Genomic DNA, 25,690 nt, shown 5'->3' with positions numbered 1-25,690 from the left:
TTAATTCTTCAGGGGTTGATCCTGCTGTACCGTGGAAATTACACACAGTGTGAAGGGATAAGGAAAAGTCAGATTGGGGAGTCAGAAAGATAAGGGGAATTTTACGGGATTTCCCTCAGCGTCCGGGCGGTTGCTGAGGGTGAAGAATTACAGATTGCGATCAAGCGTAATAAAGACCTGCCCTAACGCCGTGACTTCTTCCACGCCGCATTCGAAATGGCTGTCCTGCCGCGTCACTTTAATGCGATTTCCCGGGATACGCGCCACGTCATAGACATCCACATCGCCATCGATATTCAAAAGCCAGCGCCCGTTGCCCGGAATTGTGCTGCCTAAATCGATGATCCAGGAGTGATTGCCTTTAACGATGTAAGCCGGTTCAGCCAGAGAACCGTCCAGTAAAGAAGGATCGACTACCCACATGCCTTCCTCTTCTAAAGCGCCACCTCGCAATCTCAACTTTTTAAGCTGAAGCACACTTGCAGAAGCGGATGATCCTGCGGACGGCGCATCCTGCATATTCCCTTTGCCCGTTGCAAGCCAGCGCAGTGAAACACCGGTATCCAGCGCACAGGCGACAACCACATCACCGGGAAAATAATCTCTTCTTACCCAGGTACTTATCGTTCCAGAGGATAACCCATACAGATCACCAAGTTCTTTCTGCATGCTAAAGCCGTAAGCCTGAAGCATACGCGTCAGAACGGCTTTCCCACCTTCGAGTTCATCTAATTGCATCTGGCGAAAACCCCTGGACCTGTAAATATCATCTTGACAACTTGCAAATGCAAGTTTAGATTGATTATGTAATGTACCATTAGAAAGCCATGATACCAAATTTACGGCGCAGTGGAGAATCCGCAATGCGTTCCTGAAGCAACAGGCGGCAAAGAGAGGAGGATCTCCTGCTCACGGAATGGGGTCATTGAGGAGGGGTTATGTTTTTAGGCACAGAGCAGCAGCGACTCACAGGCTTGCGCCAGATCGCGCATTTAAAGGAAACCTATTTTTCTGACAGAAAAAATAAACTGGAAACAATTTTTGATCAGGCTTCGGATAAATTGAAAACCACATTATGTTTCCATGCCGGACTTAAGCGCCGTCATACCTTATTGACGTATTCAGAATTAAAACCCGAGGAGCAATTAAAAATTGCTCAGGCCATATTATCCCTGTGCCATTTTACCGCGCGATATACAGGAGAATTTTGCTGATGGCAGACTGGATGGATGAATCCCAGGAATATCAGTTAACTGTTTTACAGGAACAAATCGCCCGCGCAACCCGCACGACGCGTGCTCCGTCTGCATACTTCTGTGAGGATTGCGGGAGTGTCATTCCGGAAAAGCGCAGAAAGATTATTCCGGGCGTTCAGCGTTGTATTGAGTGTCAGGAGATTAATGAGCTCAGGAAAAAGAATTACCGCCCCGTATAAGTAACTTTTCTTTTTCAGTTTTTAATAAATTCATTCTGGAAATATTCCTTTTCCGGGAAGGCATGTTGCTGCCTTTTTTCTGCAAAACCGTTTGGGGGAAATAGTTTATGAAAATTAATTTGCCGGAGATAACATCATCTTCTGCGTTCGCTCCCCTGACCGGAAAAAATGAATCCGGTCCGTGGTGGTGGAATGCGCCGCGCCCGGCAATAAGCAGCCCGTTGGAAAAACCGCTGAGCCGTGATTTTTGCCAGCGCCAGCAGGCGGCACTTCTCAGATTGCCGCCCTTCCGCGCTGCCTGCGCGCGCCCCTGCATCAGCGGTATCAGTTTTTACTGGAGACAAAGGGCGTGCGTCCGGCATTTCAATTCCTGATGACCGTGTTTGTACAGCGATTATGGCCGCGTATCCAGCGGGTCAGCGCGCGCCACAGACTTTACCGCCAGTATTCGGAAAAGCTGCTGACAGAAGAGGAAACCTTCAACCGCCTGCCCGATCTGAATGATGACGCACTGAAACGGCTGGCAAACACCCTGGCCATTCATATGCAGGATGCTTACGAACATCATTGTGAACGCTGGCTGGAACAGGTGTCTGAACCGGACGTTTTACTGCAAGACAGCACGCAGCGTGAGATTTTCGGGCATCTGTCGGCGATGGCGCGTTCCGTTCGCGTACAGCCACTGTACTGGAATGCATGGCAAAAAGGCCGGATGACCGCGCAGGCGGCGGTCGCCAGTATTTCGCGGCTGGTCAGCGGTGAATGGTGGGAAAGGCAACTGCGTTCGCAGCAGCGTCTGTGGCGCGAAGCGCTGATGATCGCCTGCGGTTATGTAAACCGGTCTACTTCGCCTTATGCCAGCAAAAATGCCATCCGTGACGTGGTTTCCCGCCGCCTCTCCACGCTCAGTTACCTGAAGCAGTGTGAGCTGGAAAACGTCGAATCCGGTGACAGACTGAGCCTGCTGGATACCGTTTTAGCCAGCGTTTCGAACCCTAAACTGCGGCGCATGGAATTGATGACACTGATTGCCGGCGTCGAAGATGTTGCCTGTCAGCAGCAGGATCGGGGCCTGTTCATCACGATGACGACGCCGTCAAAATACCATCCGATGAAAACTTACAGTCCGCATTCAGCTCCGACGTTCAATCCCAAATGGAATCAGCACGCTTTTACGCCTAAAAATGCGCAGAGATACCTGGTCGCCGTCTGGGCAAAAATCCGCACCACGTTTAAAGATAAAGGCCTGAAAGTGTACGGAGTTCGCGTAGTTGAGCCCCATCACGACGGAACGCCACACTGGCATATGATGTTGTTCACGCCGCCTGAACAGCAGCAAAAAGTGATCGACGTGATGCGCCGTTACGCGCTTGAAGAAGATCCCGACGAACCCGGTGCAGCGGAATCCCGTTTTCACTGCAAACCCCTCAACCGCGGAGGCGCTGCCGGGTACATCGCCAAATATGTCGCTAAAAATATCGATGGCTACGCGCTGGAAGGCGAAACCGATCATGATTCTGGCCGGTTGCTGACCGATGTCGCCACCGCCGTCACAGCCTGGGCATCGACCTGGCGGATCCCGCAGTTTCACGCCATTGGCATCCCTTCTGTCGGTGCCTGGCGCGAGTGCCGCCGAATCAGAAACCAGAGCCTCGCCAGCCGGTTTGACGAACGTGTTGAAGAAGTTCGCAGCTCGGCGGATCAGGGAAGCTTTTCCCGTTACATTCAGGCGCAGGGCGGCATCCATATCCGGCGAAAAGATCAGACCGTGCGCGTTGCCCGCAAGATCAGTGAACAGCTCAACGCCTACGATGAACCGCGACAAAAAGTCATCGGCATTTATGCGCCGCATATCGGCGAGTCGCAGATATTCCTGACGCATACCGAACAATGGCGCATTGTCCGTCACCGCCAGCCACGCCCTGAAACTCCGCCTTTTTACTCACCTTGGAGTTCTGTCAATAACTGTGGATCGGTTTCCCTGCCGTGAATGCTGAAATCCATACAAAAACCGCGCCAATAAAAATTTCCGCATTAATTCAATTAATTATATTTTTTAAAATGCTGTGAGTGTTGACGTATTAGATCAATTAAAGAATACTGTATATAAACACAGTATCTGGCGAGGGGAGAAAATGGAAAACCTGACTAAACAACAGCTAACGTTGTCCAGGATACAATTGATCGCAGACATTTCGCAGACAGCGCAATGCAATCCAAAAGAATTTCTTGTCGTGATGTCACTGATTTCTGAACTGGCTGGCCAGGCTCTGACCGGTGAGGATCAGGACGCGCTCTGTTACCACGGGAGCGCAGACGAAGCACACTGAAAACCTGATCTGCGGGCGGTATTTTCCTGTTGTGGCGCTTACTCCTCCGGCTTCTGTTCGGGCTAAGCGCCCCGCCATTTCTCCCTCTTCAATTCCCTGTTGTGCCACACGTTTAACAACCCTCTCAGATTGCTGCCTCCGGCCATATTCCGCAGACTGATTTCACCTCCTGACGATTTCACTCACTTGCGGAGAAAACCGATGAAACTCTATGCAGAACAGGGCGATACCCTCGATTCCATGTGCTGGCGTTATTACGGCCGCACCGCGGTTGTCGTGGAAAAAGTGTACGCCGCCAATAAAGGCATCGCGGACTTAGGCCCGTTATTGCCTCACGGCACCGCCGTTGAAATGCCTGATATCGCTGAACAACCGGTTCAGGAAGCGATCAAGTTATGGGACTGAATACTGAACGCATCAGCTCGGCCTGCGCCTATTTCATTGCCACGTCGCTGACCTGGCTGGCGGGCCTGACATCACAGGATGTGGCTTTTTTAGTCGGCTCCGGCGTGGGCGTCGGGACTTTTCTCGTCAACTGGTATTACCGGCGTAAAAGCTTCCAGCTTCTGGCGCGCAGCAACCTTAATCCGAACACCTATGAAGACCTCAACTCTTAAGCGGTGCAGCGCCGCCGCGATTCTGACGCTGATGGCGGCGCTGCCCGGTTATCACGCCTTACAGGTTTCAGATGAAGGGCTGCGGCTGATTACTGACTTTGAAGGTTGCCAGCTGCAACCCTATCAGTGCAGCGCGGGCTTCTGGACCAGCGGCATTGGCCATACGGCAGGCGTGGTTCCCGGAAAAGCGATCAGCGATCATCAGGCGGCTGAAAACCTGTTGCAGGATATCCAGCAAACTGAGCGCGCCGTCAAAAAGTGCATGCCCGCCGACATGCCGCAGCCGGTCTTTGATGCCGTGGTGTCATTTAGTTTTAACGTCGGTACCGGCGCGGCTTGCAAATCCACGCTGGCGTATTTCATCAACAAACAACAATGGCGGCAGGCCTGCGGACAACTTCCTCGCTGGGTTTATGTGAAAGGCCAGCGCAGCAGCGGGCTGGAACGCCGGAGAAACGCCGAATTCACCGTTTGCCTGAAGGGAATTGAATGAAAGCAATGCTGGCACTTCTGGCAGGAATGGTGCTGTTAATCGTCATCCTGCTGCTTTCCAACCGTTCACTACAGCACGACCTCAACAACGCCGTTCAGCAGCACGACGCGCTGACCGTGCAATTACACCAGCGGGATCAACTGATTACAGAGCTGAATCAGCAAATGCAGCAACGCGCGGACGCCGAACTGGCGTTACGTCAAGACCTGAGCACCGCCGCGCAGGTGATGCAGTCCCGGGAACAGGAACGGCAAAGGAGCCTTCATGACAATCCGCAATCGCGTCAGTGGGCTGACGCTGAGCTGCCTGCTGATGTTAGCCGGCTGCACGACCGGCCAGCCTTCAGCTCCGCCAGCGATTATTTACATTGGCTGTCCGGCGGTCAGTTCCTGCCCGGTTCCGTCCAGTCATCCGCGCACTAACGCGGCGCTGAGCGCCGATATTCTCCAGCTGGAATCCGCCCTGCTGAGCTGCGGCCTGCAGATTGAGACCATCAAAAAGTGTCAGGAGGCACAACATGCAAAAACCACTACAGCTAAAACAACGGCTGATTGAGCAAATCCCCTTTTTCCAATCCGCCCCTGAAAAGCTGGTGATGACCACCGGCGCGGGAAATGTCGTCGCCACCTCGGCCTCATCACTTTCTTTCGAATATCGCTATCCGCTGACGTTAAGCGTCAGCAGCGACAACGCGCCCGATGAAAGTCTGACTGACCAGATGGTGGTCGCCATCCTCGACTGGCTCCGGATCAATCAGCCTGAGATTCTCGGCAACGCGGCGCACCGGCTGACCGATTTTGCTTTTGTGCAGCCGGGCGCAGCGCTGTCATTCACGCTGCAACTCACTGAGCGGGTTCAGGTCGCCGACGAAAATTTCGTACGGACGATTACTCACCTGCCGGAACCGCCGCTGCCGGAGAACGTCGCGTTGCCGCGCCAGGTTTATCTCAACGGAGAACTGATCAGCAGCTGGACTGAATAACCCGATAACAACTGTTGTGCCATCCGCTGGCAGACGGCCATCAGTTGTCGCTCAACCCTGTGAAACGGCATCCTTAATCCCATGAATACAAACTTTCAACTCAACGACATCATGCGTCTGATTGGCAATCTGGTACGCATCGGAACAGTGTCAGAACTGGATTTACCCAACGCCCGCTGCCGCGTTACGACCGGAAGCAACGTGACGGCGTGGTTGCCGTGGATGACGCACCGCGCGGGCCGGACCCGCAGCTGGTGGGCGCCCTCTCCGGGCGAACAGGTTTTACTGCTGTCGATGGGCGGCGAACTCAATACCGCATTCGTCTTACCGGCCGTGTTTTCCAATGCCTCACCGGCACCGTCGGCTTCGGCAGATGCCCTGCATCTGGCATTTCCGGACGGCGCGATTTTTGAGTACGAACCGGCGAACGGCGCCCTGAAAGTCAGCGGCATCAAAACGGCGGTGATCGACGCGTCGGAGCAGGTTGATGTCACCGCGCCGGAAATCCGCTGCACCGCCACCACACGCATCACGCTGGATACGCCGGAAGTCGTCTGCACCCGCAAACTGACCACCGGCTCTCTTGAAGTTAAACAAGGTGGCACGCTGACCGGCAATTTAACCCACAGCGGCGGAAGCCTGACGTCCAACGGCATCGTTGTGCACACCCATCGCCACAGCGGCGTTCAGACTGGCGGCGGTCAAACCGGAGGCCCGCAATGAGTAATCCAAAGTACCTGGGGATGAACAAAAACAGCGGCACGGCAATTGAAGATTTCGATCATATCCGCCAGTCCGTCAGCGATATTTTGAACACACCGGCCGGTTCCAGGGTGATGCGCCGGAACTACGGTTCACTGCTTTCATCGCTCATCGACCAGCCGCAAAACGACGCACTGCGCCTGCAAATGATGGCGATCTGCTACACCGCTTTGTTGCACTGGGAACCGCGTATTTCACTCTCGGCCATTACTTTTGACACCGGTTACACCGGCAAAATGGTCGTGGAACTGACCGGAAACCGTAGCGATACGGCAACCGATTTTTCTCTCAATATTCCTGTGAGCTGACACTATGGCAACGATCGATTTGAGCCAGTTACCGGCCCCCGATGTGGTCGAAAAACTGGATTATGAAAGTCTGTTTGAAGAACGTAAAACCACGCTGATTTCCCTATATCCCGCCGATCAGCAGGAAGCCATCAGCCGTACGCTGACGCTGGAATCCGAGCCACTGGTCAAACTCTTACAAGAGAATGCCTACCGCGAACTGATCCTGCGTCAGCGGGTAAACGAAGCCGCCCGCGCGGTGATGGTGGCGTATGCCACGGGCAGCGATCTGGATCAGCTGGCGGCGAACAACGGTGTACAGCGGCTGGTTCTGACCCCGGCAGATAATACGACGCTCCCGCCGACACCAGCAGTAATGGAAAGTGATGCCGATTTTCGCAGCCGCATTCCGCAGGCATTTGAAGGAATGAGCGTCGCAGGCCCGTCAGGATCTTACGAGTTTCACGGGCTTTCTGCTGACGGCCGCGTCGCCGACATTTCTGTCATCAGCCCGTCTCCGGCCAATGTAACGATTTCCGTTTTGTCGCGGGAGGCGGATGGCATTGCGCCTGAAGACTTGCTGGCGAAAGTCCGTATTGCGCTCAACGACGAAAATGTGAGGCCGATTGCGGACCGTGTCCTGGTGCAGTCTGCCAGCGTCGTTCCTTATGAAATCGACGCAACACTGTTCCTCTACCCCGGCCCTGAATCAGAACCAATTACCCTGGCAGCGGAAGAAAAACTCAAAGCCTATATCAGCGATCAGCACCGTTTAGGCCGGGATATCCGCTTATCTGCCATTTATGCGGCTTTACACGTTGAAGGCGTTCAGCGCGTCGAACTCGCCCAGCCGCCTGCTGATATCGTGCTCGATAAAACCCAGGCGTCCTATTGCAACCACTATTCCATCACGGTCGGAGGCTCCGATGAGTGACAAGTTACTTCCCAGCGGATCTTCACCGCTGGAACTGGCCGCCGCACAAGCCTGTGCTGAACTCGCGCAGATCAGCGTTCCCCTGAAAACGTTGTGGAACCCGCAGACCTGTCCGACCAAATTCCTGCCTTATCTGGCCTGGGCGCTTTCCGTTGACCGTTGGGACAGCGAATGGCCTGCGGCGATTAAACGCAGCGTCATTCAGTCGGCGTGGTTCATCCATCAGCACAAAGGCACGATCAGCGCGATAAAACGCGTCGTCGAGCCGCTCGGCTACGTCATTAATGTCAGCGAATGGTGGCAGACCGATGATCCGCCGGGCACGTTTAAGCTCGATATCGGCGTCCTCGAATCCGGCATTGATGAAGCGATGTATGAAGAAATGGAGCGGCTGATTGATGACGCAAAACCCGCCAGCCGCCATCTGATTGGGCTGACAATTACGCAAGATGTTCCCGGCACGGTTTACCTGGGATCAGCCACCTATGACGCAGAAATACTCACCGTTTACCCGAACTGATAAGGAATCTTATGAGCAAATTTAAATCAGTCGTCACCGCTCTCGGACAGGCGCGGATTGCGTCAGCTATTGAGAGCGGAAAGGACGTCAATATTACCCATCTTGCCGTGGGTGACGGCAACGGCAGCGCAACGACGCCTTCCGCAAGCCAGACGGCACTGGTGCATGAAACGTATCGTCTGCCACTCAACTCCATCAAGACCGACAACAAAAATGCTAACTGGATCATCGCCGAAGCGATTATTCCCGCCAGCATCGGCGGCTTCTGGATGCGCGAGATGGGCCTGTTTTCATCCGAAGGAGAGCTGATCGCGGTCAGCAATATGGCGGACAGCTACAAACCGACACTCGAGGAAGGATCAGGTCGTACCCAGACATTACGCATGGTGATAACGGTCACCAACACCGATGCGGTAACCCTGACGATCGACGACACACTGGTCATCGCCACCGAAGAGTACGTCAATAACCTGCTGGCCGAACACGAAGCATCACGTCGACACCCGGACGGAACGCTAATGGATAAAGGTTTCGTTCAGCTCAGCAGTGCGGTCGATAGCACCAGCGAGATTCTGGCAGCAACACCGAAAGCGGTGAAAACGGTAAATGATAATGCCAACGGGCGCCTGCCCTCAGGCGGTACTGCTGTTGCAGCGACTAAGCTGGCGTCAGCACGGAAAATTGCGGGAGAGGCGTTTGATGGCACGGCGGATATAAGCATCACAGCCGCTAATGTCGGGGCATTCCCTGTACAAGGTGGCACCGTCGGCAGTGCTGGTGTAAGCACTCCAACGCTGGTTGTGACTGATAATGGCTGGATTGAAAAGAAGGGCAATCAAAAGTCAGGAGATTACTATCAGACGAACGGACTTAGGATTGTTGGACGAACTGATATGCTTGTTGATATTTTCCATTCAGAGGTGCCAAACAGCTATCACAATTTGGGATTTCACGTTTTCGGCGGCGGTAATGAAGGCTGGTTTACATTTCGCAATGATGGGACGTTAATCACGACAGGCGGTGTGATTGCTGCTGCCACTGCGAATGAGCATGCCGTCAATCTCGCCCAACTAAATGCCGCCGTGGCGAAAAGGGCATTACTTGCAGGCTCTACAGTGCAGACATTCGATGTCGCACAGGCAACATCGTGGGGGCACGCGGTACGTCTTGATCAATTCCAATCTGGCAACAATGGGAATGGGGCATGGGTTAAACTCCCAAATGGCACACAATGGTGTAGACAAAACTTATCTATAGCAGCAAATACGACAACAACGTGGACATTTCCAGCTGGATTTTCCGGTACCCCTGCCTTATTTATTTCAACGTTCAACGGGGAGTTAAAAGCATGGTTCAACGGTGCTTCTAACAGTGGTGCGAATATTTATAATTCCAGCAACATTTCCCTAAATGTCAATTTATTAGCGATTTGGTGATTAACTCATGAATAAAAATATTGAGCCGAATGGTGATATCGAGCAACCTATTTACGAAACAAATTATTTCATTGGCGTGGATAAAAATAATTACGTAGATAGCATGATGATTGCCCTTACACCTGCGGAGAGCGAAGATTATACACGGCAGGGACTTCTGATGTTATCTGCTGATATCTTTGAGTGTATCGGACAGGATTCCCAATACATTAATGGAGAAGTTATTCAGGGAGCGCCACGAATCGTGCAGCTAACTACCGAAGCAGCGATAACGATCGCCGAGTCCAAAATTGCTGAAGCTACCACCCACATCAATATATTGCAGGACGAAATTGATTTAGGCTTCTCTCAGAATGCAGGTAAAACGGAATTGACCCGTTGGAAAACCTACCGAATCGCCCTTAGTCGTTTAGATCTTTCCACCGCCCCCGACATCACCTGGCCAGAAATACCGGCCTGATCTCAGCCCCTTCGGGGGCTTTTTTATTTCTTTGATTTGAACAAATTCCCTCTCTGTTGTGCCACTCCTGCCACGCCTGCCATCGAATGCGCTTTCTTTTGTGAACCGGCATCCTTGCTTCACCACCCACAACAGAGAGAGTCGACCTGATGGCTGATTATCATCACGGCGTACGCGTCGTCGAAATCAACGACGGCACCCGCGTTATTTCCACCGTTTCAACAGCAATTATCGGCATGGTGTGTACCGCAGAAGATGCGGATGCCACTTTATTTCCCCTCAACACGCCGGTTTTGATCACCGACGTTCTGGCCGCCAGCGGTAAAGCGGGCACTTCCGGTACGCTGCGTGCAGCACTGCTGGCGATTGCCGATCAATGTAAACCGGTCACCGTCGTTGTACGCGTCGCGACAGGTGAAGATGAAGCAGAAACGACCACCAATATTATTGGCGGTTCCGATGCCAATGGCCGCTACACCGGCATGAAAGCGCTGCTTTCCGCACAGGCAGAACTTGGCGTGAAACCGCGTATTTTGGGCGTTCCGGGGCTGGATAATCAGGCCGTTGCCACGGCACTGGCAGGCGTTTGCCAGCAGCTGCGCGCTTTCGGCTATGTCGGCGTGTATGGCGCAAAAAATATTTCCGATGCCATCAAGTATCGCGATAACTTCAGCCAGCGCGAACTGATGCTGATCTGGCCTGATTTCGTGAACTGGAATACTGCCACCAGCCAGCCTGACGTTGCTTATGCCACCGCAAGAGCCCTGGGCCTGCGCGCCAAAATTGACCAGGAAACCGGCTGGCACAAAACGTTATCCAACGTGGGCGTCAACGGGGTTACCGGCCTTTCTGCCAGCGTCTTCTGGGATTTGCAGGCTAGTGGCACTGACGCCGATCTGCTGAACGAAGCCTGCGTCACCACACTGGTGCGCAAAGACGGCTTCCGTTTCTGGGGCAACCGTACCTGTAGCGATGACACCCTGTTCCTGTTTGAAAACTATACCCGCACGGCGCAGGTTCTGGCGGACACGATGGCTGAAGCACATATGTGGGCGGTCGATAAGCCAATGACCCCGACGCTGGTTCGCGACATGATCGACGGCATTAAAGCCAAAATGCGTGAGATGAAATCAGCGGGTTACATCATCGACGGCGACTGCTGGTACGACGAAACCGCGAACACCGCAGAAACCCTGAAAGCCGGGAAATTGTTTATCGATTACGACTACACCCCGGTTCCTCCACTGGAAGATCTGACCCTGCGCCAGCGCATCACCGACTCTTATCTGGTGAATTTTGCCGCGTCCATTAACAGCTAAGGAGACAATGACTCATGGCACTTCCTAAGAAATTGAAATACCTGAACCTGTTCAACGATGGGAACAGCTATCTGGGCCTGGTCTCTTCCCTGACCCTGCCGAAACTGACCCGCAAGCTGGAGAATTATCGCGGCGGCGGCATGAGCGGTTCGGTCGCCGTGGACTTCGGTCTGGACGACGACGCGCTGACGCTGGAATGGTCTATCGGCGGCCTGGATGAGCTGGTTTTACAGCAATGGGGCAGCACGTCGGATATTCCTCTGCGCTTTGCCGGTTCACTGCAACGCGACGACACCGGTGACGTTTCCGCAGTCGAAGTGATGATGCGTGGCCGCCACAAAGAGTTTGATTTCGGCGAATACAAACAGGGCGAAGACACTGAAACCAAAGTCACCACGCAGTGTACTTACTTCAAGCTGACCATCGACGGCAAAGAGCTGATTGAGATCGACACCGTCAATATGGTGGAAATCGTCAATGGCGTTGACCGCCTGGCGGAACACCGCACCGCGCTCGGCCTGTAACCCCCTTCCCTCAGCCGGCAGAACCTTGCCGGCTTCCTCTCCTTTAACAGGAAAAATCATGAGTCAGACTGAAAACAACACCGTCATTTTGGATGTTCCGCTAAAACGCGGTGAAACCGAAATCACTGAAATCCAGGTCACTAAACCGACCGCGGGCAGCCTGCGCGGTATCGGCCTTGCGGCACTGGCCAATGCGGATGTTGACGCGTTAATCACTATTTTGCCGCGCATCACGATGCCCAACCTGACCAAAGAAGAATGCGCGCGCCTTGAATTGCCGGACCTGATTGCGCTGGCAGGCAAGGTGATTGGTTTTTTATCACCGAAACCGGAGGCGTAAAAATCGCGCCATGCCTCACCGTCGATGATCTGATGGCAGACATCGCGGTGATCTTCCACTGGCCGCCGTCCGAAATGGGCGGCATGTCGCTGACGGAGCTCCTGAACTGGCGGCATAAGGCTTTGCAACGCAGCGGAGTAAAAACAGATGAGTAATCTCGAACAATTACCCACGACGCTGGGAAAAATGAACGACGAACTGGCGTCGCTGCGCAAGGCGACGGCCAACGTCTGGCAGACCTACATGACCGTGCCCGACAAGAATTTATTCAGCACGATGTCGCAAGATATTACTGATGCTTCTTTATCGCTGCGCGAGTCGATTTTCGAGCCGGATAAAACGGCCGAAAAGCAGGCCTATCGCGGCGTAAAAACAGCCGCAAAAGAACAGCCCGGGGAACAACGCCGCCAGCAACGACCGATGTTGATAGAACAAAAAGGGCTGGAAATCGGGCAGCAATTCAAGACGCGTGAACAGCAAACCGGGCAGCTCAAAAGCGCGGCTTCGTCGGCCCTCGCTTTTGCACAGCCGAAACTCGAGCTGGCCAAAAGGGTTCTCAAACCCGGCGCAGATTTTGAGGCCGGGATTTCCGAGGTTCAGTCTCTCCTCCGCCTGAAAAATGGCGATCCGCGCATTGCTGCGTTGCGCCAGCAGGGGCTTTCCATGGTGGTTTCCGGCCATGCACCTTCTGAAGTCGTGGCGAAACAAAAAGATCTGGCTACAAAAGGCATGAATGCCGATCAGGTTCTGACGCAAACACCTGGCGAACTGAATGGTGTCACGCCGGAGGCGAAAATGGCCGTGACAGTGAAAGGCGACAATCTGGATGGTGACGTCAAAAAGCTGTTCGCAGGTTGGGACACGCTGCGCATAAACCTGTTCGAAGGTCAGAATTCTGCGCTGCGCGAGCTGACGCAGACAGCTTCCGGATGGCTAAACACGCTTAATACCTGGATCACCGATAATCCGCAGCTGGTGAGTTCACTGCTCGGGCTGGCATTAGGCGTCACCGGGATTGTTGGCGGGTTGGGCTCGCTGGGCATGGTCATTGCGCCGGTTCTGAGCGGTGTAAACATGCTGATCGCCGGTGCCGGTCTGTTAGGCACCATTTTTACCGGCACGGGCGGCGCGATTGCCGCGGCTTTCGCCGCCATCGGGCTTCCACTTCTGCCCGTCATCGCGCTGATAGCCGGTATTGGCATTGCCGTGGTGAAACTCTGGGAGCCGATTAGTGCCGTTGTTGGCGGCATAATTGAAGGCTTCAGTTCCGTGATGGGGCCGGTCAGTGAAGCGTTTGCGCCTTTCAAAAGCGCGCTGGGCTGGATCACGGATTTGTTCGAACCGATAAAATTCAGTCAGGACGAACTGAGTGGCTTCACCAATATAGGTAAAGAAGTCGGCATCGCAATCGGTGAAGTTTTTGTCACGCTGAACAAGGCGGTTTCCCAGATCGGCGAAATCTTTAGCTGGGCTAAAAAAGGGTGGGATTCTATTTTCGGCGGCGACGAACCTGGCGCTGCCCCGGATATGTCAACGCCGCCTGTGGAGAGCATTTCCCCTACGGGCGGCATTCTGGGCATGTATCAGCCGGCCAAAAACAGTGTGGCGAATAACCTGACCGACAACCGCGCAACCACCGTCAATGTCAGTTTCACCGCCACGCCGGACACCGATCAGAATCAAATTCGCGAGCTTATCGCAAACACCATGAACGAGCGGGAATGGAACGCCACCAACGCCGGGTACAGCCAGTTTACTAACGGAGGGTTTTACGGATGATGATGTCACTGGGTTTGTTCGTTTTTAAACTAAATACCCTTCCCTATCAGACGCTTCACCGGGAAGTAAATTACAACTGGCAGGAAAACACCCGTATCGGGCAACGTCCGGTTTCCCAGTTTTTGGGGCTGGGGAAAGAGTCGATGAAACTCAGCGGGCTGCTTTTGCCGGAAGTTACCGGTGGAATAAGCTATTTGCAAGTTTTAGAAGGTATGGCCGAGTCCGGGCGGGCGTGGCCATTGATTGAAGGCAGCGGAACCATCTACGGTATGTTTATTATTGAGAACATGACACACGATAACACCGAAATTAATTCGAACGGTCAGGCACGGAGCATCAGCTTTTCGGTCAGTTTAAAACGCGTCGATGAATCTCAGGCGGCCATGTTTAGCGATCTGCTGGCTCAGGCTGAAGGGCTATTTAACAAGGCCAGTTCGGCAGTCAGCAACTTCGTTCAGGGAGTCTGACTATGATTACCGATTATCAGTTACCGGCTGGCGCACGCATTGCGCCGGCGTTTACCCTGACGGTAAAAAACAAAGTCCTGGAAGAGAATATTTCCAGCCGTATCATCAGCTTATCCGTTACAGATAACAGCGGTTTTGTGGCGGATACTCTGAACCTGACCTTCGACGACAGCGATGGTAGGTTGCAGATGCCTGCCCGGGGAACCGTTTTGCATTTGCATCTCGGGTGGTCGAAGCTGGCGTTATATGACTGCGGCTATTTTATCGTCGATACGGTGACATATTCCGGCGCACCGGACATCATCACCGTCACTGCCCGCAGTGCAGACCTGAGTGGTTCCTTTGATACCAAACTCAGCCAGTCGTATGACGATTACACGCTGGGCGCGATCGTTCGTATCATTTCTGCGCGGAATAAACTCACCCTTCCGGTGATCCCGGCGGAGCTGGATAGCATCAAGATCTCGCACATCGATCAGACGAACGAAGCTGACAGCTATTTCCTGACACGGCTGGCGCAAATTTACGGCGCTCAGGTAACAGTCAAAAACGGTTCGATCATTTTCTACAAAGCCAGCGTAGGACGTACCGCGTCCGGTCAGGCATTGCCGTGGAGAACCATCGAGCGCAGTGATGGGGATAAATACGCCTTTAAACTGGTTGATCAACTGGCGTATGGCGGTGTGAAAGCGCAATGGCATGATGTCAAAACGGCGACCACCAGCAATGTCGATCTCACACGAACCGCTGGCCAGAACAAAGGGGACGCAGACAACAGCTATATCGCGGGTAAAAATCAAAACCCTCTTCAGCTGAGTAAAATTTATCCTGATGAGGAAACGGCAAAACGTGCGGCTGATTCCGTTTTTAACCAAATCCAGAACGACTCGTCTTCCTTCACTATTCAGCTGGCACTTGGGCGGGCAGACCTGAGTGCGCAAACGCCTGTCAATGTACAAGGTTTTAAGGAGGTTATTGATAATGAGAATTGGGTCATTAACTCGGCAAAACATGACATCAATGCCAAAGGGTTTACCACGACATTGGATTTGAAGATTTATATTGCAGACATCACCTATCAATCTTCAATATCACAATTATAACTTGCTTTTGCAAGTTATGAATTTCATAATGACTCCATCGCTTACCTGTCATGCCGGAGGTTTTTATGATGCATTGCCCGCTGTGTGGAAAAGTCGCTCATACCCGTTCAAGCCGCTATCTGAGTGAATCGACCAAAGAGCGTTATCATCAGTGCCAGAATATTGAATGCAGCTGTACGTTTGCCACCCACGAATCCGTCGCCCGGGTCATCTCAAAACCCGGCAGCCAGCGCCCTGCTGCGTAGTCAATTTTCCGCCATTTTGCCGCCACTGAACACAAAAAAAGGGGTTAGCCGATGGCTAACCCCTTGTTCTCTATTAACTAGTCGATGTCGCGTTAGCGATACCTTAGTTAAGACGCTCTTTGATACGAGCTGACTTACCAGTACGCTCACGCAGGTAGTACAGTTTAGCTTTACGAACGGCACCACGACGTTTAACAGTAATGCTGTCGATTACTGGGGAGTGAGTCTGGAATACACGCTCAACACCTTCGCCGTTAGAAATTTTGCGAACAGTGAATGCAGAGTGCAGACCGCGGTTACGAATAGCGATAACCACGCCCTCGAATGCCTGCAGACGCTTTTTAGAACCTTCAACGACCCATACCTTAATTTCCAGGGAATCACCTGGACGGAATGCAGGTACGTCTTGCTTCATCTGCTCTTGTTCGATTTGTTTAATGATATTGCTCATAATATGTCTCTTACCCTAGGTAAACTGATATATCGGGAGGGCTTAGCGTAACGCTTAAGCGTTCCCTTCATAGTTTTGTTGACTGAGCCGATGTTCCTTTTGGAACTCTCTCAGCAACACCTCTTGCTCGTCAGTCAGAGCTAGGTTTTCCAGAAGTTCAGGTCTTCTAAGCCAGGTTCGACCCAGCGACTGTTTCAGGCGCCAGCGACGTATATCAGCGTGGTTTCCCGACAGTAAAACTGGCGGAACTTCCATGCCTTCCAACACTTCAGGGCGGGTATAGTGGGGGCAATCGAGCAATCCGTCAGCGAAAGAATCTTCTTCTGCTGAAGCCTGACGACCCAGAACGCCCGGTATAAAGCGGGAAACTGAATCAATCAGCGTCATTGCCGGTAACTCTCCACCACTGAGAACATAATCGCCAATTGACCATTCTTCATCAATTTCGGTTTTGATTACGCGCTCATCAATCCCTTCGTAACGACCACAAACCAGAATAATTTTCTGATGGGCCGCCAGTTCACACACACCGGTTTGATCCAGCTTGCGTCCCTGAGGTGAAAGATAAATCACTTTCACACCTTCGCCTGCCGCTGCTTTTGCTGCATGAATAGCTTCCCGTAAAGGTTGCACCATCATCAGCATGCCGGGACCACCGCCGTAAGGGCGCTCGTCCACGGTACGATGTCGGTCGTATGCGAAGTCACGAGGACTCCAGCAATTTACGCTCAACAGGCCATTTTTAACTGCCCGGCCAGTTACCCCGTAATCGGTGATTGCGCGGAACATCTCAGGAAACAGGCTAATTATACCAATCCACATAGCCTACCCCTTTCGAATGCTTTATCGCTCAACCCATCGTTGTTTACATCAGTAAACGTTACGGAGGTCAAAAACCAGGATCCCAATCTACTTCAACAGTGCGAGTAGTGAGATCGACTTTCTTGATAACCTGCCCATCGAGGAACGGAATCAACCGCTCCTTGAGTCCGAAGGCATCTTTCAGGTTGGCTTTGACTACCATCACATCGTTAGAACCGGTTTCCATCATATCGATGATTTTTCCCAGTTCGTAACCGGAAGTGGTCACTACCTGGCAACCAAAAAGGTCTTTCCAGTAGTAGTCGCCGTCTTCCAGTGGAGGTAGCTGCTTTGAATCAACAACAATTTCGCAATTGGTCAGGAGATTCGCTGCATCCCTGTCATCAACGCCTTTGACTTTGATAATCAGGTCCTGAGTGTGGCGTTTCCAGCCTTCCAGCTCGACAACTTGCCACTTACCGGCACGCTGGATAAACCAGGGCTGGTATTCGAAGATGCTTTCAGCGTCTTCGGTGGATGAAAACACTCTGAGCCAACCACGAATGCCGTATGTTGAACCCATTTTGCCGAGTACTAACGGCTCAGCGGGTACCACTGGATTGGATTGCTTGCTCATTGCCACCACCGCGACAGATTAAGCTGCTTTCTTAGCGTCTTTGATCAGCGAAGAAACGCGATCAGAAACGGTTGCACCCAGCTCTACCCAATGGGTAATACGATCCAGGTCCAGACGCAGTGCTTCAGCCTGGCCAGAAGCCAATGGGTTGAAGAAACCTACGCGTTCGATGAAACGACCGTCACGAGCGTTGCGGCTGTCGGTCACTACTACTTGATAAAACGGACGCTTTTTTGCGCCGCCACGTGCTAAACGAATTGTTACCATAACATCCTCTTTAGTTAATAAAACAACCAGACCCCATCGGGGAACGGGGTCTGGTTGCAATATAAAAAGCCCGAAAATTTTACTCATTTTGGCGCAAAAAGCAATCTAAAGCGTAAAGAGCCCAGACCGCATTTTGCATGAGCCGCCTATGTGGCTGATATATAGACAGTGATGTCGATTAACGGCCCGGGAAACCTGGTGGCATCATACCCTTCATGCCACGCATCATTTTCGCCATGCCGCCATTCTTCATTTTCTTCATCATGCGCTGCATATCGTCGAACTGCTTGAGTAAGCGGTTAACGTCCTGCACCTGCATGCCGGAACCCAGCGCGATACGGCGCTTGCGGGAACCTTTAATAATTTCTGGTTTAGCGCGTTCTTTCATCGTCATCGAGTTGATGATCGCTTCCATCCGCACCAGAACCTTGTCATCCATCTGAGATTTGACGTTGTCAGGCAACTGACCCACGCCCGGCAATTTGCTCATCATGCTCGCCATGCCGCCCATATTGCGCATTTGCTTGAGCTGCTCGAGGAAGTCGGTCAGGTCAAAACCATCGCCTTTTTTAAGCTTGTTGGCCAGTTTCTCAGCCTGTGCACGGTCAACTTTGCTCTCAATATCTTCGATAAGAGAAAGCACGTCGCCCATGCCCAAAATGCGGGACGCGATACGATCCGGGTGGAACGGCTCCAGTGCATCGGTTTTTTCACCCATACCCAGGAATTTAATCGGTTTGCCAGTGATGTGGCGGATCGACAGCGCAGCACCACCACGGGCGTCACCGTCGACTTTCGTCAGGATCACACCGGTCAGCGGCAGCGCTTCGTTGAACGCTTTCGCGGTATTCGCCGCATCCTGGCCGGTCATGGCATCGACCACAAACAGCGTTTCTACCGGATTAATCGCGGCATGAACCTGTTTGATTTCGTCCATCATCGCTTCGTCGACGTGTAAACGGCCGGCGGTATCGACAATCAGAACGTCGTAGAATTTCAGTTTGGCCTGTTGCAGGGCGCGGGTGACGATATCCACCGGCTTTTCCTGCGCGTCGGACGCGAAGAAATCCACGTCAACTTGCTGCGCCAGGGTTTCCAGCTGTTTGATCGCCGCAGGGCGATAAACGTCGGCGGAGACCACCAGCACTTTTTTCTTTTTCTTTTCTTTCAGGAATTTCGCCAGTTTACCGACGCTGGTGGTTTTACCAGCACCTTGTAAACCCGCCATCAGAACGACAGCCGGTGGCTGCGCCGCTAAGTTGAGCTCGGTATTAGCCTCGCCCATCGCGGTTTCCAGTTCTTTCTGGACAATTTTGACGAATTCCTGACCCGGCGTCAGACTCTTATTGACCTCATGGCCAACAGCGCTCTCTTTCACCCGGTTGATGAAGTCGCGAACGACCGGCAGCGCAACGTCCGCTTCCAGTAACGCCATACGCACTTCACGTAATGTCTCTTTGATATTTTCTTCGGTCAGCCGCCCGCGGCCGCTGATATTGCGCAGTGTGCGCGACAATCGATCGCTTAAATTCTCAAACATCGTCTCTTGCTCAACGTAATGACAGGCCGCTCTTGCGACGTAATTGCGGGATTATAACACGAAGCGCGGACGATCTCTGCTTTGGCATCTCAGATAGGTTGGAGCGTGACGCCGGTAACGTTATACTGCGGTTCTCATTCACTTTTCGATGCTACTGAAACGCTATGTCAGTTTTTGCTCTCGTCGCCATGTTGGCCTATCTGCTCAGCCTTGCACTGATCATTCCGAGCATCATCCGGAAGAACAGCGCATACCGGCGTTTAGCACTGATTTCTGTTGTGGTAGCGCTTATTTGCCACGCTGTGGCATTACAGCAACGCATATTCGATGTCAGCACCGGCCAGAACCTGAGTCTGGTGAACATCGGTTCAGTGGTCAGTTTAATCATCGGTACGGTGATGACTATTGTTGCCTCACGTAATCGCGGCTGGTTTGTCTTACCGATCGTTTACAGCTTCTCGCTGATCAATCTGGCGTTCGTCACCTTCCTTCCGGGCGAATTCATCACGCATCTGGAAGAAAGCAAAGGCTTGCTGGTACACATCGGCCTGGCGTTATTCTCCTATGCTACGCTGATGATCGCAGCGCTTTACGCCTTGCAACTGGCGTGGCTTGATTACCAGTTGAAGAACAAACGCCTGACATTTACTGCCGATATGCCACCGCTGATGAGCATTGAACGTAAACTGTTTCACATCACCCAGATTGGCGTCATTTTACTGACGCTGACGCTGTGCACCGGATTACTGTATCTGAACAACCTGTTCAGCCCGGAGAATATAGACAAGGCTGTCTTATCGATACTGGCATGGTTCGTTTATATCGTCCTGCTGTGGGGCCATTATCACGAAGGCTGGCGTGGCCGCCGCGTGGTATGGTTCAGCATGGCAGGCGCCATTCTTCTGACTCTTGCCTATTTTGGCAGTCGCCTGATCCAGCAAATCATGGTTCATTAATTAAAAGGAATACCCGTTGGAGCACGTCTCGACAACAACCCTGATCATCACATTGATCATCATGGTGGTGGTTTCGGCTTATTTTTCAGCCTCCGAAACCGGTATGATGACACTCAACCGTTACCGGTTACGTCACCTGGCCAAACAGGGTAACCGCGCGGCGCGTCGCGTCGAAAAGCTGTTAAAACGCCCGGACCAGTTGATCAGCCTCGTGCTTATCGGCAATAACCTGGTCAACATTCTTGCTTCCGCTCTGGCAACCATTGTGGGTATCCGCTTGTATGGCGATGCCGGGGTCGCGATTGCCACCGGTGTGCTGACTTTCGTGGTTCTTCTGTTTGCTGAAGTTCTGCCGAAAACCTTCGCAGCGCTCAATCCTGAACGCATTGCTTTTCCGAGCAGCATTTTGTTGCGTCCGCTGCAAAAAATCATGATGCCACTGGTGTGGATCCTGAACAGCCTCTCGCGTCTGCTGATGCGTATGTTTGGTATCAAAACCACCGCCAGCCTGAGTGATGCCGTAAGCAAAGAAGAGCTGCGTACTATCGTGAATGAATCGCGCTCGCAAATCTCACGCCGTAATCAGGACATGCTGCTTTCCGTTCTGGATCTCGAAAAAGTATCCGTTGATGACATCATGGTGCCGCGCAATGAAATCGTCGGCATCGACATTAACGACGACTGGAAGTCCATCATCCGCCAGCTCACGCACTCACCGCATGGCCGAATCGTGCTCTACCGCGACTCGCTTGATGATGCGATCGGCATGCTGCGTTTACGCGAAGCGTATCGCCTGATGACCGAGAAGAAAGAATTCACCAAAGAAAACCTGCTGCGCGCTGCGGACGAGATTTACTACATTCCGGAAGGTACGCCGCTGAACATTCAGCTGGTGAAATTCCAGCGCAATAAAAAGAAAGTGGGCATTGTGGTCGATGAATACGGTGACATTCAGGGGCTGGTGACGGTCGAAGATATTCTTGAAGAGATCGTCGGTGATTTTACCACGTCGATGTCACCTACTCTGGCTGAAGAAGTGACACCGCAAAGCGACGGTTCTGTACTGATTGAAGGCAGCGCGAACGTCCGTGAGCTGAACAAAGCGTTTAACTGGCATCTTCCTGCCGACGGGCCACGAACCATCAACGGCATGCTTCTGGAAGTGCTGGAAGATATCCCGACTATCGGCACCAGTTTGCGCATTGAAGATTACGAAGTCGAAATTCTCGACGTGCAGGACAATATGATCAAACAGGTGCAGGTTCGCCCGTTACAGCCCTTGCAAACCAGCGTAAATCAACGCTAATCCGCTGAATAACAGACATAAAAAAGACGCGATGAACGCGTCTTTTTTTTACCTGCAACACGCTAAAACTAGATGTGCAGTTCGGACAGTTTTTCTTTTGGCAGAGCCAGATCGTCGTTACGGTTCACAACTACGTCGTGATCGAGAATATGTTGCGCGATTTCCTGAGCTTCTTTCAGGGAATGCATCTCGTAAGTACCGCACTGATATTCATTCAGCTCAGGGATTTGACGCTGTTCTTTCACTTTCAGAACATCTGCCATCGCCGCTTTCCAGGCATCAGCAACAAATTGCTCTTCCGGTACACCGATCAGGCTCATGTAGAAACCCGTACGGCAGCCCATTGGGGAAATATCAATGATCTCCACGCCGTTGCCATTCAGGTGGTTACGCATGAAACCTGCGAACAGGTGCTCCAGCGTATGAATACCGCGTTCAGGCATCACTTCAATATTCGGGCGGCAGAAGCGCAGATCGAACACAGTGATGGTATCCCCGTGCGGGGTTTTCATGGTTTTTGCGACGCGAACAGCAGGTGCTGCCATACGGGTATGGTCTACGGTAAAGCTATCCAACAGTGGCATATCGTCACCTCTCCTAAATAAATTAATTTTTTTTACGAACTCAGGAAACCTTTTCCCAGCATGCGGGTCTTAATTAGTGAAAGACGCGCATTTGTTATCATCATCCCTGTAAACAGAGATGTTTATTTGGCCACATTGATTGTGGCCTTTTTCTTTTCTACTCATCGCTACTGCCTGCGTTCGCAGCCAGATATTCTTCAAAGCTTAGCGTATCACCCGCTTCCAGTGTGCGCTGACGTTGCCATGAACCGTCCTGCTCTGCCATTAATGCACTGGCATCTAAAACTTCCAGCGGTTCACTTACCAGCATCTGGCGATACTTTTCTGCCAGTTCCAGCCCAAGACTGCCCACGCCGCCCTGCTGTTTCAGATCTTTAAGGATCCGCGCAGAATACGTCAGTTCAGGATCATCAAACGCAGCAACCAGCTCTTTGCAGACATCCTGATAAAGGTGATCGCCGTTCTGCTCGTCCATAACCTGCGCCACACGGCTCAAATCATCAAACAACGCATTCCCGACGCTGACCAGCGGCTTGCGCTCATCGTTGCAACCAATACCAATCGTCTGGCCTGGTTTGCGGCCTTCGAGGATCACCCGATTCCAGTTTTTGCGCGTACAAAGCAGCTCATCACTGTTCATTTCCGGTGCGTCCGCTAAGGCACACCATACCAAAAACAAATCCAGGAAACGCGCCTGAGTCGCATCAATACCCACAGGTGAGAACGGATTGACGTCCAGCGAGCGGACTTCAATGTATTCGATCCCGCTGCGCATCAGTGCATCAGAAGGGCTTTCACCTGATTTGGTGACCCGCTTTGGACGGATTGGCGCATAAAGTTCGTTCTCAATCTGTAACACATTGGTGTTCAGTTGCAGATATTTACCGTCTTTCTTTACACCCATTTCCGCGTATTCCGCAGACGGGGTGCGAATCGCTTTCTTCACGCCTTGAACGTACGTTTCCAGATCGTTAAACGTGATCCCCAGATTGCTCTGTGATTTGTTGGTATAGCCCAAATCACTCAGACGCAACGAGGTGGCGTACGGCAGATAGCACAATCCGGAATCGGTATATTCAAATGGCAGATCTGTTTCACGCCCTTTCAGGAAGGATTTACAGATCGCAGGTGACGCACCAAACAGATACGGGATCACCCAGCCAAAGCGGTAATAATTGCGGATCAGCTTAAAGTAGCCCGCTGAAATCGCTTCTTTCCCGCTTTCAACATCCGTAACACCCAGACGTTCCTGCCAGAAAGACAGCGGCAGCGAGAAATTATAGTGGATGCCGGAAATCACCTGCATCAGCGCGCCATAACGGTTTTTCAATCCTTCACGGTAAAGCGTTTTAAAGCGCCCGACGTTAGATGAACCGTACTGTGCCAGCTCGATATCCTGTCCGGACTCGATAAAGCACGGCATGCTGAATGGCCACATCCGCTCGTCACCAAGTTCACGAGCCACGTGACGATGGATATCACGCAGAAACGCCATCAGATGCTCAATATTGTCATCGACGGGCGTAATGAATTCTAATAAAGCTTCAGCAAAATCGGTGGTTATCCAGCGGTGCGTCAGTGCAGCCCCTAAAGATTCCGGGTGTCCGGTCGTCGCTAATGAACCATCGGGATTGACCCGCAGCGTTTCACGTTCAATACCGCGACGAATACCTTTTAATGCCTGAGGATGGGCTTCCAACCAGGAAAGCGCCTGAGATACATCCGGGATCAAATTGACCTCCCGCTCGGTGAAACCATTAATTTGCAAGCATACTGAATCTGCATAGATGTGACCATAATTGATAACTGATGCCAATCTAACCTAACCATGAAAGCCCCTGTAACGTCACAACAGCCAAAACGATGTAACGCACTGCTTTTCCAATCAACATGAAAAAGACCACCGGACCCCATGGCATTCGCAGCCAACCTGCTAACACGCACAACACATCGCCAATCACCGGCAGCCAGCTTAGCAATAATGCCGCCGGTCCAAAACGCTTCAGCCAGTTCTGTGCAACATCAAGTCCACGTTGCGGTTTGGGCTGCGGCACAAAGCGTCCGATGATGACGTTGGTTATGCCTCCTAAGGTATTGCCAACAGTTGCAGACAAAACCAGTGCCGCTGGCATTGCGCTGCCAGCTGACAATAAAGCGACTAATAAGACTTCTGAATTTCCGGGCAATAATGTCGCGCTGAGAAAACTGCTGCCAAATAATGAAGCCAGCGCCACAACGCTACTCACAGCGTTCGCACGTCCACAAAATCCATATTGGCGCGCCGGGCCGCCTCAATACCGAAATCTGCGTCTTCAAAGACAACGCATTTTTCAGGAGGCACGCCGATTAACTCAGCGCAGCGTAAAAAGGTGTCGGGTGCCGGTTTGTGGTTTTGTACATCATTTGCACCCACGATCGCATCAAAGCAATCGCGCAGCCCAAGATGACGCAATAACGCATCAGCCATCCAGTGCTCACTGCCCGTCCCTACCGCCATTGGCCGGCGGCCATGATAAGCCTTCACGACATCAATTAATGGCAAAGGACGTACGGTATCAAGCAACATTTCCTGCACAGCAGCGGTTTTCTCTGCGGCAAGGAGATGGGGATCCATTTCGACGTTATTGCTGTCGATAACAAACCGGGCAATATGCCAGGTTGGAGAACCATTCAGAGCGACCATGGATTCGACATCATAATGCATACTGTATTTGGTCAATACCTGATGCCATGCCTTACGGTGCGTAGGTTCGGTATCCAATATGGTGCCATCCATATCAAATATTAGCCCTTCGTATCGATCGTACATCGAATGCTCCATGATCACGAAAAAACAGGAAAACTACTTTATCGCAAAGTCTGGCGAAAGTCGCATTTTGTCCACACCTACAGCACATCCGAACACGTCAGAAAAATCAGGGAAATGAAAAAGAAGGGAGGAAAATCAGAGAGGAAAAGCAGAAAGCTAAAAACCCGCCAAAGCGGGTTTTTCTAACATGCCGGAGGACTCTATATGAAAGTCGTCGCTCAGACATGTTTGGAATATGGTGCACCCAGGAAGATTCGAACTTCCGACCGCTCGGTTCGTAGCCGAGTACTCTATCCAGCTGAGCTA

At 52.2% G+C, this 25,690-nt stretch carries 37 protein-coding genes; 26 read left to right on the top strand and 11 right to left on the bottom strand.

The window, feature by feature from the left end; all coding sequences use genetic code 11:
• Nucleotides 1-147 precede the first annotated feature (147 nt).
• Nucleotides 148-738 carry a phage repressor protein CI gene (locus tag J8X26_RS17805; protein ID WP_152323975.1) on the bottom strand — a complete coding sequence of 197 codons (591 nt, stop codon included), beginning with the start codon at nucleotides 736-738 and terminating at the stop codon, nucleotides 148-150.
• 200 nt (nucleotides 739-938) lie between these two features.
• On the opposite strand from J8X26_RS17805, the gene J8X26_RS17800 reads away from it, so the two are divergent.
• Both J8X26_RS17800 and J8X26_RS17795 read left to right on the top strand, forming a co-directional pair.
• Nucleotides 939-1,214 (top strand): hypothetical protein, encoded by a 276-nt coding sequence (locus J8X26_RS17800; RefSeq protein WP_208951526.1) that lies wholly within the window; start codon nucleotides 939-941, stop codon nucleotides 1,212-1,214.
• On the top strand, nucleotides 1,214-1,435 hold the full coding sequence (locus J8X26_RS17795) for a TraR/DksA family transcriptional regulator (protein ID WP_152323977.1): 222 nt from the start codon (nucleotides 1,214-1,216) through the stop codon (nucleotides 1,433-1,435). Before J8X26_RS17800 ends, J8X26_RS17795 begins: the two co-directional genes overlap by 1 nt.
• Here the strand turns inward: J8X26_RS17795 and J8X26_RS27695 are convergent.
• On the bottom strand, nucleotides 1,407-1,751 hold the full coding sequence (locus tag J8X26_RS27695; RefSeq protein ID WP_244370657.1) for a hypothetical protein: 345 nt from the start codon (nucleotides 1,749-1,751) through the stop codon (nucleotides 1,407-1,409). The two genes, J8X26_RS17795 and J8X26_RS27695, sit on opposite strands and share 29 nt — an antisense overlap.
• Nucleotides 1,752-1,784: 33 nt before the next feature.
• On the opposite strand from J8X26_RS27695, the gene J8X26_RS17790 reads away from it, so the two are divergent.
• The 22 genes from J8X26_RS17790 to J8X26_RS17690 all read left to right on the top strand — a co-directional run bounded on the left by J8X26_RS17790 (nucleotide 1,785) and on the right by J8X26_RS17690 (nucleotide 16,033).
• Complete coding sequence (locus J8X26_RS17790) at nucleotides 1,785-3,425, top strand: replication endonuclease (RefSeq protein WP_307803482.1); 1,641 nt, start codon at nucleotides 1,785-1,787, stop codon at nucleotides 3,423-3,425.
• Between the two features lie 145 nt (nucleotides 3,426-3,570).
• A complete protein-coding gene (locus J8X26_RS17785; protein ID WP_152323979.1) occupies nucleotides 3,571-3,765 on the top strand; it encodes a hypothetical protein in 195 nt (64 codons plus the stop codon).
• A gap of 201 nt (nucleotides 3,766-3,966) precedes the next feature.
• Nucleotides 3,967-4,170 (top strand): tail protein X, encoded by a 204-nt coding sequence (locus J8X26_RS17780; protein ID WP_152323980.1) that lies wholly within the window; start codon nucleotides 3,967-3,969, stop codon nucleotides 4,168-4,170.
• A complete protein-coding gene (locus tag J8X26_RS17775; protein WP_152323981.1) occupies nucleotides 4,161-4,382 on the top strand; it encodes an HP1 family phage holin in 222 nt (73 codons plus the stop codon). The genes J8X26_RS17780 and J8X26_RS17775 overlap by 10 nt, the downstream gene beginning before the upstream one ends.
• Nucleotides 4,363-4,875 carry a lysozyme gene (locus J8X26_RS17770; RefSeq protein WP_208951525.1) on the top strand — a complete coding sequence of 171 codons (513 nt, stop codon included), beginning with the start codon at nucleotides 4,363-4,365 and terminating at the stop codon, nucleotides 4,873-4,875. The genes J8X26_RS17775 and J8X26_RS17770 overlap by 20 nt, the downstream gene beginning before the upstream one ends.
• Nucleotides 4,872-5,297, top strand: a complete 426-nt coding sequence (lysB, locus tag J8X26_RS17765; protein WP_208951524.1) for an Rz-like lysis system protein LysB — start codon at nucleotides 4,872-4,874, stop codon at nucleotides 5,295-5,297. The genes J8X26_RS17770 and lysB overlap by 4 nt, the downstream gene beginning before the upstream one ends.
• Nucleotides 5,188-5,430, top strand: coding sequence for an Rz1-like lysis system protein LysC (gene lysC, locus J8X26_RS27690; RefSeq protein WP_229893707.1), 243 nt, complete (start codon nucleotides 5,188-5,190; stop codon nucleotides 5,428-5,430). The genes lysB and lysC overlap by 110 nt, the downstream gene beginning before the upstream one ends.
• The gene (locus J8X26_RS17760) at nucleotides 5,393-5,857 is read left to right on the top strand and encodes a phage tail protein (protein ID WP_208951523.1); all 465 of its coding nucleotides are present in this window, start codon (nucleotides 5,393-5,395) and stop codon (nucleotides 5,855-5,857) included. The genes lysC and J8X26_RS17760 overlap by 38 nt, the downstream gene beginning before the upstream one ends.
• Nucleotides 5,858-5,938: 81 nt before the next feature.
• Nucleotides 5,939-6,580 (top strand): phage baseplate assembly protein V, encoded by a 642-nt coding sequence (locus tag J8X26_RS17755; RefSeq protein ID WP_152323985.1) that lies wholly within the window; start codon nucleotides 5,939-5,941, stop codon nucleotides 6,578-6,580.
• Nucleotides 6,577-6,927: a GPW/gp25 family protein gene (locus J8X26_RS17750; protein ID WP_195816475.1), complete on the top strand. Its 351-nt coding sequence runs from the start codon at nucleotides 6,577-6,579 to the stop codon at nucleotides 6,925-6,927. Before J8X26_RS17755 ends, J8X26_RS17750 begins: the two co-directional genes overlap by 4 nt.
• A gap of 4 nt (nucleotides 6,928-6,931) precedes the next feature.
• A complete protein-coding gene (locus tag J8X26_RS17745) occupies nucleotides 6,932-7,840 on the top strand; it encodes a baseplate assembly protein (protein WP_208951522.1) in 909 nt (302 codons plus the stop codon).
• Complete coding sequence (locus J8X26_RS17740) at nucleotides 7,833-8,360, top strand: phage tail protein I (protein WP_208951521.1); 528 nt, start codon at nucleotides 7,833-7,835, stop codon at nucleotides 8,358-8,360. The genes J8X26_RS17745 and J8X26_RS17740 overlap by 8 nt, the downstream gene beginning before the upstream one ends.
• A gap of 11 nt (nucleotides 8,361-8,371) precedes the next feature.
• The gene (locus J8X26_RS17735) at nucleotides 8,372-9,796 is read left to right on the top strand and encodes a phage tail protein (RefSeq protein ID WP_208951520.1); all 1,425 of its coding nucleotides are present in this window, start codon (nucleotides 8,372-8,374) and stop codon (nucleotides 9,794-9,796) included.
• A 7-nt stretch (nucleotides 9,797-9,803) separates the two neighbouring features.
• Nucleotides 9,804-10,256 (top strand): tail fiber assembly protein, encoded by a 453-nt coding sequence (locus J8X26_RS17730; protein ID WP_244370655.1) that lies wholly within the window; start codon nucleotides 9,804-9,806, stop codon nucleotides 10,254-10,256.
• A 149-nt stretch (nucleotides 10,257-10,405) separates the two neighbouring features.
• The gene (locus tag J8X26_RS17725) at nucleotides 10,406-11,575 is read left to right on the top strand and encodes a phage tail sheath protein (RefSeq protein WP_165061571.1); all 1,170 of its coding nucleotides are present in this window, start codon (nucleotides 10,406-10,408) and stop codon (nucleotides 11,573-11,575) included.
• A 14-nt stretch (nucleotides 11,576-11,589) separates the two neighbouring features.
• Nucleotides 11,590-12,099 carry a phage major tail tube protein gene (locus J8X26_RS17720; protein ID WP_152323991.1) on the top strand — a complete coding sequence of 170 codons (510 nt, stop codon included), beginning with the start codon at nucleotides 11,590-11,592 and terminating at the stop codon, nucleotides 12,097-12,099.
• A 58-nt stretch (nucleotides 12,100-12,157) separates the two neighbouring features.
• Nucleotides 12,158-12,439 (top strand): phage tail assembly protein, encoded by a 282-nt coding sequence (locus J8X26_RS17715; protein ID WP_195816470.1) that lies wholly within the window; start codon nucleotides 12,158-12,160, stop codon nucleotides 12,437-12,439.
• Between the two features lie 32 nt (nucleotides 12,440-12,471).
• Nucleotides 12,472-12,594: a GpE family phage tail protein gene (locus tag J8X26_RS17710; RefSeq protein WP_104924478.1), complete on the top strand. Its 123-nt coding sequence runs from the start codon at nucleotides 12,472-12,474 to the stop codon at nucleotides 12,592-12,594.
• A complete protein-coding gene (locus J8X26_RS17705) occupies nucleotides 12,587-14,218 on the top strand; it encodes a phage tail tape measure protein (protein ID WP_208951519.1) in 1,632 nt (543 codons plus the stop codon). The genes J8X26_RS17710 and J8X26_RS17705 overlap by 8 nt, the downstream gene beginning before the upstream one ends.
• Nucleotides 14,215-14,685, top strand: coding sequence for a phage tail protein (locus J8X26_RS17700; protein ID WP_208951518.1), 471 nt, complete (start codon nucleotides 14,215-14,217; stop codon nucleotides 14,683-14,685). The genes J8X26_RS17705 and J8X26_RS17700 overlap by 4 nt, the downstream gene beginning before the upstream one ends.
• A gap of 2 nt (nucleotides 14,686-14,687) precedes the next feature.
• Nucleotides 14,688-15,788, top strand: coding sequence for a contractile injection system protein, VgrG/Pvc8 family (locus tag J8X26_RS17695; protein WP_208951517.1), 1,101 nt, complete (start codon nucleotides 14,688-14,690; stop codon nucleotides 15,786-15,788).
• A 65-nt stretch (nucleotides 15,789-15,853) separates the two neighbouring features.
• A complete protein-coding gene (locus J8X26_RS17690) occupies nucleotides 15,854-16,033 on the top strand; it encodes an ogr/Delta-like zinc finger family protein (RefSeq protein WP_104924474.1) in 180 nt (59 codons plus the stop codon).
• Nucleotides 16,034-16,136: 103 nt separating this feature from the next.
• Here the strand turns inward: J8X26_RS17690 and rplS are convergent, their stop codons facing one another.
• The 5 genes from rplS to ffh all read right to left on the bottom strand — a co-directional run bounded on the left by rplS (nucleotide 16,137) and on the right by ffh (nucleotide 19,729).
• Nucleotides 16,137-16,484 carry a 50S ribosomal protein L19 gene (gene rplS, locus J8X26_RS17685; RefSeq protein ID WP_013574038.1) on the bottom strand — a complete coding sequence of 116 codons (348 nt, stop codon included), beginning with the start codon at nucleotides 16,482-16,484 and terminating at the stop codon, nucleotides 16,137-16,139.
• A 54-nt stretch (nucleotides 16,485-16,538) separates the two neighbouring features.
• Entirely contained in the window at nucleotides 16,539-17,306 is a 768-nt protein-coding gene (trmD, locus tag J8X26_RS17680) for a tRNA (guanosine(37)-N1)-methyltransferase TrmD (RefSeq protein WP_104924473.1), read from the bottom strand.
• Between the two features lie 67 nt (nucleotides 17,307-17,373).
• The gene (gene rimM, locus J8X26_RS17675; RefSeq protein WP_152323996.1) at nucleotides 17,374-17,922 is read right to left on the bottom strand and encodes a ribosome maturation factor RimM; all 549 of its coding nucleotides are present in this window, start codon (nucleotides 17,920-17,922) and stop codon (nucleotides 17,374-17,376) included.
• A gap of 18 nt (nucleotides 17,923-17,940) precedes the next feature.
• A complete protein-coding gene (gene rpsP / locus J8X26_RS17670) occupies nucleotides 17,941-18,189 on the bottom strand; it encodes a 30S ribosomal protein S16 (protein ID WP_152324071.1) in 249 nt (82 codons plus the stop codon).
• A gap of 178 nt (nucleotides 18,190-18,367) precedes the next feature.
• The gene (gene ffh, locus J8X26_RS17665; protein ID WP_152323997.1) at nucleotides 18,368-19,729 is read right to left on the bottom strand and encodes a signal recognition particle protein; all 1,362 of its coding nucleotides are present in this window, start codon (nucleotides 19,727-19,729) and stop codon (nucleotides 18,368-18,370) included.
• 164 nt (nucleotides 19,730-19,893) lie between these two features.
• On the opposite strand from ffh, the gene J8X26_RS17660 reads away from it, so the two are divergent.
• Both J8X26_RS17660 and J8X26_RS17655 read left to right on the top strand, forming a co-directional pair.
• Nucleotides 19,894-20,685, top strand: coding sequence for an inner membrane protein YpjD (locus tag J8X26_RS17660; protein WP_095923501.1), 792 nt, complete (start codon nucleotides 19,894-19,896; stop codon nucleotides 20,683-20,685).
• 16 nt (nucleotides 20,686-20,701) lie between these two features.
• A complete protein-coding gene (locus J8X26_RS17655; protein ID WP_152323998.1) occupies nucleotides 20,702-21,991 on the top strand; it encodes an HlyC/CorC family transporter in 1,290 nt (429 codons plus the stop codon).
• A gap of 68 nt (nucleotides 21,992-22,059) precedes the next feature.
• On the opposite strand, the gene luxS is transcribed toward J8X26_RS17655, so the two are convergent.
• From luxS to yqaB, 4 genes are all read right to left on the bottom strand, one after another.
• Nucleotides 22,060-22,575 carry an S-ribosylhomocysteine lyase gene (luxS, locus tag J8X26_RS17650; RefSeq protein WP_152323999.1) on the bottom strand — a complete coding sequence of 172 codons (516 nt, stop codon included), beginning with the start codon at nucleotides 22,573-22,575 and terminating at the stop codon, nucleotides 22,060-22,062.
• Nucleotides 22,576-22,732: 157 nt separating this feature from the next.
• The gene (gene gshA, locus J8X26_RS17645) at nucleotides 22,733-24,307 is read right to left on the bottom strand and encodes a glutamate--cysteine ligase (RefSeq protein WP_208951516.1); all 1,575 of its coding nucleotides are present in this window, start codon (nucleotides 24,305-24,307) and stop codon (nucleotides 22,733-22,735) included.
• Between the two features lie 85 nt (nucleotides 24,308-24,392).
• A complete protein-coding gene (locus J8X26_RS17640) occupies nucleotides 24,393-24,821 on the bottom strand; it encodes a YqaA family protein (RefSeq protein ID WP_165061551.1) in 429 nt (142 codons plus the stop codon).
• Complete coding sequence (gene yqaB / locus J8X26_RS17635; protein ID WP_152324002.1) at nucleotides 24,818-25,384, bottom strand: fructose-1-phosphate/6-phosphogluconate phosphatase; 567 nt, start codon at nucleotides 25,382-25,384, stop codon at nucleotides 24,818-24,820. Before yqaB ends, J8X26_RS17640 begins: the two co-directional genes overlap by 4 nt.
• Between the last annotated feature and the right edge of the window lie 306 nt (nucleotides 25,385-25,690).

The sequence above is a fragment of the Rahnella sp. ChDrAdgB13 genome (genome assembly GCF_017655185.1).
Lineage (GTDB): Bacteria > Pseudomonadota > Gammaproteobacteria > Enterobacterales > Enterobacteriaceae > Rahnella > Rahnella contaminans.
This window is presented reverse-complemented; position numbering and strand designations above follow the sequence as displayed.

What these genes read in the sequence shown, in the direction of transcription:
- J8X26_RS17805 (WP_152323975.1), bottom strand. Translation starts at nt 738, where the DNA reads ATGCAATTAGATGAACTCGAAGGTGGGAAAGCCGTTCTGACGCGTATG.
- J8X26_RS17800 (WP_208951526.1), top strand. Translation starts at nt 939, where the DNA reads ATGTTTTTAGGCACAGAGCAGCAGCGACTCACAGGCTTGCGCCAGATC.
- J8X26_RS17795 (WP_152323977.1), top strand. Translation starts at nt 1,214, where the DNA reads ATGGCAGACTGGATGGATGAATCCCAGGAATATCAGTTAACTGTTTTA.
- J8X26_RS27695 (WP_244370657.1), bottom strand. Translation starts at nt 1,751, where the DNA reads ATGCAGGGGCGCGCGCAGGCAGCGCGGAAGGGCGGCAATCTGAGAAGT.
- J8X26_RS17785 (WP_152323979.1), top strand. Translation starts at nt 3,571, where the DNA reads ATGGAAAACCTGACTAAACAACAGCTAACGTTGTCCAGGATACAATTG.
- J8X26_RS17780 (WP_152323980.1), top strand. Translation starts at nt 3,967, where the DNA reads ATGAAACTCTATGCAGAACAGGGCGATACCCTCGATTCCATGTGCTGG.
- J8X26_RS17775 (WP_152323981.1), top strand. Translation starts at nt 4,161, where the DNA reads ATGGGACTGAATACTGAACGCATCAGCTCGGCCTGCGCCTATTTCATT.
- J8X26_RS17770 (WP_208951525.1), top strand. Translation starts at nt 4,363, where the DNA reads ATGAAGACCTCAACTCTTAAGCGGTGCAGCGCCGCCGCGATTCTGACG.
- lysB (WP_208951524.1), top strand. Translation starts at nt 4,872, where the DNA reads ATGAAAGCAATGCTGGCACTTCTGGCAGGAATGGTGCTGTTAATCGTC.
- lysC (WP_229893707.1), top strand. Translation starts at nt 5,188, where the DNA reads ATGTTAGCCGGCTGCACGACCGGCCAGCCTTCAGCTCCGCCAGCGATT.
- J8X26_RS17760 (WP_208951523.1), top strand. Translation starts at nt 5,393, where the DNA reads ATGCAAAAACCACTACAGCTAAAACAACGGCTGATTGAGCAAATCCCC.
- J8X26_RS17755 (WP_152323985.1), top strand. Translation starts at nt 5,939, where the DNA reads ATGAATACAAACTTTCAACTCAACGACATCATGCGTCTGATTGGCAAT.
- J8X26_RS17750 (WP_195816475.1), top strand. Translation starts at nt 6,577, where the DNA reads ATGAGTAATCCAAAGTACCTGGGGATGAACAAAAACAGCGGCACGGCA.
- J8X26_RS17745 (WP_208951522.1), top strand. Translation starts at nt 6,932, where the DNA reads ATGGCAACGATCGATTTGAGCCAGTTACCGGCCCCCGATGTGGTCGAA.
- J8X26_RS17740 (WP_208951521.1), top strand. Translation starts at nt 7,833, where the DNA reads ATGAGTGACAAGTTACTTCCCAGCGGATCTTCACCGCTGGAACTGGCC.
- J8X26_RS17735 (WP_208951520.1), top strand. Translation starts at nt 8,372, where the DNA reads ATGAGCAAATTTAAATCAGTCGTCACCGCTCTCGGACAGGCGCGGATT.
- J8X26_RS17730 (WP_244370655.1), top strand. Translation starts at nt 9,804, where the DNA reads ATGAATAAAAATATTGAGCCGAATGGTGATATCGAGCAACCTATTTAC.
- J8X26_RS17725 (WP_165061571.1), top strand. Translation starts at nt 10,406, where the DNA reads ATGGCTGATTATCATCACGGCGTACGCGTCGTCGAAATCAACGACGGC.
- J8X26_RS17720 (WP_152323991.1), top strand. Translation starts at nt 11,590, where the DNA reads ATGGCACTTCCTAAGAAATTGAAATACCTGAACCTGTTCAACGATGGG.
- J8X26_RS17715 (WP_195816470.1), top strand. Translation starts at nt 12,158, where the DNA reads ATGAGTCAGACTGAAAACAACACCGTCATTTTGGATGTTCCGCTAAAA.
- J8X26_RS17710 (WP_104924478.1), top strand. Translation starts at nt 12,472, where the DNA reads ATGGCAGACATCGCGGTGATCTTCCACTGGCCGCCGTCCGAAATGGGC.
- J8X26_RS17705 (WP_208951519.1), top strand. Translation starts at nt 12,587, where the DNA reads ATGAGTAATCTCGAACAATTACCCACGACGCTGGGAAAAATGAACGAC.
- J8X26_RS17700 (WP_208951518.1), top strand. Translation starts at nt 14,215, where the DNA reads ATGATGATGTCACTGGGTTTGTTCGTTTTTAAACTAAATACCCTTCCC.
- J8X26_RS17695 (WP_208951517.1), top strand. Translation starts at nt 14,688, where the DNA reads ATGATTACCGATTATCAGTTACCGGCTGGCGCACGCATTGCGCCGGCG.
- J8X26_RS17690 (WP_104924474.1), top strand. Translation starts at nt 15,854, where the DNA reads ATGATGCATTGCCCGCTGTGTGGAAAAGTCGCTCATACCCGTTCAAGC.
- rplS (WP_013574038.1), bottom strand. Translation starts at nt 16,484, where the DNA reads ATGAGCAATATCATTAAACAAATCGAACAAGAGCAGATGAAGCAAGAC.
- trmD (WP_104924473.1), bottom strand. Translation starts at nt 17,306, where the DNA reads ATGTGGATTGGTATAATTAGCCTGTTTCCTGAGATGTTCCGCGCAATC.
- rimM (WP_152323996.1), bottom strand. Translation starts at nt 17,922, where the DNA reads ATGAGCAAGCAATCCAATCCAGTGGTACCCGCTGAGCCGTTAGTACTC.
- rpsP (WP_152324071.1), bottom strand. Translation starts at nt 18,189, where the DNA reads ATGGTAACAATTCGTTTAGCACGTGGCGGCGCAAAAAAGCGTCCGTTT.
- ffh (WP_152323997.1), bottom strand. Translation starts at nt 19,729, where the DNA reads ATGTTTGAGAATTTAAGCGATCGATTGTCGCGCACACTGCGCAATATC.
- J8X26_RS17660 (WP_095923501.1), top strand. Translation starts at nt 19,894, where the DNA reads ATGTCAGTTTTTGCTCTCGTCGCCATGTTGGCCTATCTGCTCAGCCTT.
- luxS (WP_152323999.1), bottom strand. Translation starts at nt 22,575, where the DNA reads ATGCCACTGTTGGATAGCTTTACCGTAGACCATACCCGTATGGCAGCA.
- yqaB (WP_152324002.1), bottom strand. Translation starts at nt 25,384, where the DNA reads ATGTACGATCGATACGAAGGGCTAATATTTGATATGGATGGCACCATA.